This window comes from Phyllobacterium sp. P5_D12, from assembly GCF_054049495.1.
This window is the reverse complement of sequence record NZ_JBFUMG010000287.1, coordinates 1-5,623: the sequence shown is the minus strand read 5'-3', so window position 1 is coordinate 5,623 and position 5,623 is coordinate 1. Positions and strand designations below refer to the sequence as shown.

At 56.5% G+C, this 5,623-nt stretch carries 5 protein-coding genes and 1 pseudogene; 1 reads left to right on the top strand and 5 read right to left on the bottom strand.

Going from position 1 to position 5,623, the window contains the following annotated elements; all coding sequences use genetic code 11:
* Window positions 1–821 (top strand): iron-containing alcohol dehydrogenase (locus ACXJ5O_RS17280; RefSeq protein WP_457300959.1); only part of this gene is annotated, 821 nt, incomplete at its 5' end.
* Window positions 822–895: 74 nt separating this feature from the next.
* Here ACXJ5O_RS17280 and ACXJ5O_RS17275 read toward each other — a convergent pair.
* The 5 genes and pseudogenes from ACXJ5O_RS17275 to ACXJ5O_RS17255 form a co-directional block, all read right to left on the bottom strand.
* The gene (locus tag ACXJ5O_RS17275; RefSeq protein WP_457300958.1) at window positions 896–1,963 is read right to left on the bottom strand and encodes an ABC transporter ATP-binding protein; all 1,068 of its coding nucleotides are present in this window, start codon (window positions 1,961–1,963) and stop codon (window positions 896–898) included.
* Window positions 1,964–1,977: 14 nt separating this feature from the next.
* Window positions 1,978–2,769, bottom strand: a complete 792-nt coding sequence (locus tag ACXJ5O_RS17270) for an ABC transporter permease (RefSeq protein ID WP_457300957.1) — start codon at window positions 2,767–2,769, stop codon at window positions 1,978–1,980.
* Window positions 2,766–3,605, bottom strand: a complete 840-nt coding sequence (locus ACXJ5O_RS17265; protein ID WP_457300960.1) for an ABC transporter permease — start codon at window positions 3,603–3,605, stop codon at window positions 2,766–2,768. Before ACXJ5O_RS17265 ends, ACXJ5O_RS17270 begins: the two co-directional genes overlap by 4 nt.
* Before the next feature lie 237 nt (window positions 3,606–3,842).
* Window positions 3,843–4,946: an ABC transporter substrate-binding protein gene (locus tag ACXJ5O_RS17260; protein ID WP_457300956.1), complete on the bottom strand. Its 1,104-nt coding sequence runs from the start codon at window positions 4,944–4,946 to the stop codon at window positions 3,843–3,845.
* A gap of 391 nt (window positions 4,947–5,337) precedes the next feature.
* A pseudogene (locus ACXJ5O_RS17255) lies at window positions 5,338–5,623 on the bottom strand (MFS transporter); the annotation flags it as partial.

Sequence of the window (5,623 nt, the reverse complement as noted above, 5' to 3'; positions counted from 1 at the left end):
CGCGCCCGGTATGGGATTTCGAGGATGTCGGTGACTGGTGGACCCGCGCCAACAGCGCCGCCATCGCGCCGATCATCGCCGTGCCCACCACGGCCGGAACAGGCTCGGAAGTCGGCCGMGCTGGCGTCATCACCAATGAGGAAACCCATACGAAGAAGGTAATCTTTCATCCGAAACTCCTGCCGGCGATTGTCATCGCCGACCCGGAGCTCTCAGTCGGCATGCCGGGTTTCATAACGGCGGGTACGGGAATGGATGCTCTCGCACATTGCCTGGAAGCCTATTGCGCTCCTGGCTACCACCCGATGGCGGATGGCATCGCTGTTGAAGGTATTCGGCTGGTGTTCGAGAACCTGCCTAAAGCCTATGCCAATGGCAAGGATCTGACGGCGCGGGCGCATATGATGAGCGCAGCTGCAATGGGAGCGACCGCGTTTCAGAAGGGCCTTGGCGCGATCCACTCCCTGTCGCATCCGATCGGCGCGATCTATGACACGCATCACGGCATGACCAATGCGGTGTTCATGCCCTATGTGCTGGCTTTCAACCGCGATGCGGTGGAGGAGCGTATCGCGAGACTTGCCAGCTATATCGGTATCAAGGGCGGTTTCGACGGTTTCGCCAAAGCTGTGCTCAAGCTGCGTAAGGAGCTGAAGGTGCCGCATACGCTGCCAGGGCTGATCACCGACCTCGACATGACCAAGAAGCAGAAAGAACTGATTGCCGATATGGCTATCGTTGACCCGACTGCGGGCGGCAATCCGGTGAAGCTGACCAAGAAGGCAGCGTTGAAGCTACTGAACGAAGCGATTGCAGGGTAGTTCCTGTAGCCCTGACTGAACGAAAAAGGGCGCTTTATCGGCGCCCTTTTTCGTTAGATGCATGATCGCAGCGGCTAATGCCCCAGAACCAGCAGGTCCTTGGCTGCCAGGCTAACCTTGACGTTCTCGCCCGGAGACGGTGGCGGGGCGCTCGGGTTGTTGAATGTGTCGAACGACACGGTGTTCTCGCCTAACGAGGCCCGGATGCGGATGACCGAGCCGAGAAAATGTACGCTGTTGATCTTGCCGTCGAGTGTCGTTTCGCGTTTGTCGGTGGCTTCGCCAAGGCTGACAGCCTCCGGGCGAACCGCGAGCGAAATCTTGTCGCCGGTCTTGTGGCCGTTAAGGCGTGTCCGGTCGATTGCAATGTCCTTGCCATCAATCGTAATCGTGCCTGACCCTGCATCGCGAACAACGGCGTCGAGCGTATTGAGTGTTCCAACGAACGAGGCCACGAAACGCGAAGCGGGTTGATTGTAAATCTCGAAGGGGGCGCCAACCTGCTCGGCATTGCCCTCATACATCACAACGATGCGATCGGATATCGACAGGGCCTCTTCCTGGTCATGGGTGACGAAGATCGTCGTGATGCCGAGCTTACGCTGGATTGCCCGGATTTCTTCGCGCAACGATACGCGGATCTTCGCATCGAGCGCCGAGAGGGGCTCATCGAGCAGTAGCACTTGCGGCTTCGTGGCCAGTGCTCGTGCAAGCGCCACGCGCTGTTGCTGACCGCCCGAGAGCTGGTACGGATAGCGCTCGGAAAGGTGGTCCAGTTTGATCAGCGACAGCATTTCATGCACCGTCGCGTCGATTTCGGCTTGTGGCCGCTTTGCCACCTTGAGGCCAAAGGCAACATTCTGCGCGACGGTCATATTGGGAAACAGCGCGTATGCCTGGAAAACCATGCCGATATTGCGCTGGTTCGGCTTGAGATTGACAACGTCCTTTCCGCCGATGCTGATCACGCCGGAAGTCGGCGTTTCAAAGCCGGCTACCATGCGCAGCACAGTCGTTTTCCCGCAGCCGCTGGGTCCGAGAAAGGAGATGAACTCGCCTTTCTCGATGTTCAGGTTGAAATCATGAACAACGGTCGTGGCGCCGAAGCTCTTTTTCAAATGGCTGATGGTTAAGAATGACATTGTATGACTTCCGTTCAGCGCTTGGTCGCGGCGAGTGATTTGTTGAAGCGGGTAACGACCTGGATCAGGCCCATGCAGATCCAGGTAATGGCGAAGGCGATAACGGCAAGAGCCGCAGGTTCGTAAGCGCGGTTCGCCCCGATAAGCTGCAGGAACGGACCGAACGCGGGCCTGTTGAGCAGAGCGGCCATGGTAAATTCGCCGATGACGATCGCGAATGTCAGGAATGCGCCGGAGAGCACTGCCACGAGGACATTAGGAAGGATGATGTTTGCCATGATGGTGACGCGGCTCGCACCAAGACTTTCCGCAGCTTCCGTCAAGGTTCTGATATCGATCGAGCCCAGGCCCGTGTCCACCGCCCGGTACATGTAAGGCAGTGCCAGCATCGTATAACCGAAAGCGAGCAGGATATTCGTTCCCATGGCCGAACCGGTCAACGGCAGGATCGAAGCGGTGTTGTAGAGACGGATATAGCCGAACACGACAACGATGGCCGGAATGACCAGCGGAAGCAGGGTGATGAATTCAAGAACGGGACGCCATGCCGGCAAGCGCAGGCGCACCCAATAAGCAGTCGGGACCACCAGAACGACGCCGATGATGATCGTCGCGATCGCCATTACGATCGAATAGCCGAACGTCTGTTGGAAACGCGGATCACTGAGGATCACCCAATAGGCATCGAGCGAATAGGTGCCGCGCCGCATGCGCAAGGAGAACTCGAGTGTGCCGAGCAGCGGCACCACAAAATAGATGATACCGAAGGCGAGTGCGAGCCAGGACCAGATGCGGTTCGTTTTCATTTCAGCCACTTCTCGCTGCGGGCGCGCATCCAGATGTAGACCGCATTGGAAACGCCGGTAATGACGATCATGCCGAAGGCAAGTGCATAACCAAGGTGTGGATCCTGCAGCACATCACCGCGGATTTGCGCAAAAAGTACGATGGGGACGATGCTGAGAGACGATCCTGTCAGCGCGTAGGCTGTCGCGATGGCACCAAAAGAGTTTGCAAAGAGCAAAAGGATTGTTCCGAGCAAAGCCGGCCACAGGATCGGGAAGGCCACCATCCGCCAATATTGCGGGCCGGTCGCGCCGAGAATAAGTGCAGCCTCTTTCCATTCCCGCTTGAGCCCGTCGAGCGCTGGCGTGATGATCAGGATCATCAAGGGAATCTGGAAGTAGAGGTATGTGATCGTCAGGCCCCAGAAACTCAGAAGATTGAAGCCGTGGGCGTAAAGGTTGAAGCCGAACACGTTGAACAGGAACGAGGTGACAAGGCCGGTTCGTCCAAGGGTGGCGAGGAAGGCAAAAGCCAAAGGAACGCCGGCAAAGTTTGATGCCACGCCGGAAAACGTCATCAACGGCGAACGGATCCAGCCCGGAAGTCCACCCAGCGTGATTGCGGCCGCAATGCAAAAGCCGATCAATGCACCGAGCAGCGCCGAGGCGAGCGAAATCTTGATCGATATCCAGTAGGCGTCCATGATGGACGGCTGGAAGAGATTGGCGATGTTGGCGAGGGTGAGGTTACCCTCATTGTCTTGAAACGCGCCTGCGATGAGATAGATCGTCGGCCATATCAAAAACAATACGGCGAAGATAATGAACGGCATAACGCCAAGCCAGTCGAGCGACATGCGTTTACGCTCGGTTGCCGGGACGGGGACCGGAGGCAATGCGCCGGGTTCTGAAATCGCACTCATCGTTTTCGCTACCGCATTCTTGCGTAAGATATAGCTGCCGCCGGCAAACTGCCAGGCAGTCAATCCGGAAGCGGCTTGTCACGTCACGTCGTAAATTTTATTGCGCGCAATGCGCCTTTGATAGAACCAAATCCCCGCGGCGAGTGCCACGGGGATCCGATCGACCAGTATTTACTTCACGTTGGCGCCAACAACCTTGTCCCAATCCTTGGTGATGACTTCTTTGGCGGCAGCCTGTTCATCGAGGGTCGGGAAGACCGCCTTTTCATAGGCAGCTGCAGGAGGCAGCTTGTCGAGCAGTTCCTTCGGGATCTTGTTGTTCTTGGCAAGATCGTTGAAGCGGATCGGGTGGCAATAACCCTTGAGCCAGGTTAGCTGTCCTTCATCCGAGTAGAGGTATTCCATCCAGAGCTTTGCTGCATTTGGATGCGGCGCAAAGGCGCTGATTGCCTGAACGTAGACACCGGCCACAACGCCGGATGCAGGTACGATAACCTCAACCGGAGGATTACCCTTCAGCGTGTCGCGGCCCGAAAGTGCGTTGTAATCCCAATTGATTATGATCGGGGTTGCACCCTGGGCAAGCGTACCGGACTTGCCAATGACCGGCACAAAATTACCGGCCTTGTTCATGTCGGCGAAATACTTCAAGCCGGCAGTCCCAGCATCGGCACCAGCCTTGGCACCAGTTGATGCACCGGCAGCCGCAACGGCAAGAATGGCCTGGTTTGAAGCGCGGGGATCACCTGCGAGAGCAACGGTGTTTGCATATTCCGGCTTGAGCAGGTCAGCCCAATCCTTTGGTACCGTCTTGACGATATCGGTGTTTACCTGGAACGAGAGAACACCATAGTAGTCGCCATACCAATGCCCGTCGGCATCCTTGACGTTGTCCGGGATCGAGTCCCAGGTCGATACCTTGTAAGGCATCGTCAGGCCGTCTTTCTTGGCGGATGGACCGAAAGCAAAGCCAACATCGATAACGTCAGGCGCCTGTGGGCCCTTGTTATCCTTGTTTGCCTTGATTGCTTCGATCTCGTCGCCCGAACCGGCATCCGGATTGAGTTCGTTTACCTCAAGGCCATATTTGGCCTTGAAACCAGCTACGACATCGCCGTAAGCGCACCAGTCATGTGGCAGCGCGATCGTTGTCAGTGAGCCTTCTTTCTTTGCGGCAGCAACCARCTCGGCCGGTGCGTCCGCGAATGAAATTGTCGTGCTCGCGAACAGCACAGCTGTCGACAGCGCAAGCAAGCGTTTTGAGTAACCAACCATTTTGAAAACCCCTATTGAGCGATACGTCATTGGCTCTGTTTCGACGTTCAGCAACCCCGATATAGGTGTCTCGTGTCAGTTGGATGACAGACACGTGACGTGCCGATGAACAGACTTTTCCTGAGCAGTAAGGGGAAGTGAACCACTTTTTTGGCGGCTTAGCAATTCAGCCAAACGGTAAATCTGCAGGCGGTGCGATGCTTGCCGCTATTAGCCCGATAACGACAAAAATAGAGTTGGCCGCGGCAGTCCGGCGGATTCTATCTGTCGCATTTTGCTAGCTGCGACATCGCTGTCTGAAAGATCGAACGTCGAGGAATATGATAGAGATTAGGGGGCTAAGCGTTTCAGGCAGAATCTTGCAATGACTACGGCGCGCGGTGTCACATCCTTAGTGACCGCCACCACCGCCTCCAGCTGGAGCGCCCGGCTTGCGCATCATCACAGCGAAGACCGCGAGCGAAGCAAACAATATGGTCAGGATGTAGAAAACATCCATGAACGACAGCAGCGATGCCTGCAGGTGAACCATGCCAGAAATCTTGGCAAGCGCCGTCGCACTGCCATCAAGCCCATGCGATGCGAAGTTCTTGCTCATCGACGCCATCATGTCTTCCGCTTCCGGATTGCCCCAATGCACGCTTTCAGAAAGACGGGCATAATGCATGGCACCGCGG

Coding starts and splice junctions, on each gene's coding strand:
- ACXJ5O_RS17265 (WP_457300960.1), bottom strand. CDS start 3,605: ATGTCGCTCGACTGGCTTGGCGTTATGCCGTTCATTATCTTCGCCGTA.
- ACXJ5O_RS17270 (WP_457300957.1), bottom strand. CDS start 2,769: ATGAAAACGAACCGCATCTGGTCCTGGCTCGCACTCGCCTTCGGTATC.
- ACXJ5O_RS17275 (WP_457300958.1), bottom strand. CDS start 1,963: ATGTCATTCTTAACCATCAGCCATTTGAAAAAGAGCTTCGGCGCCACG.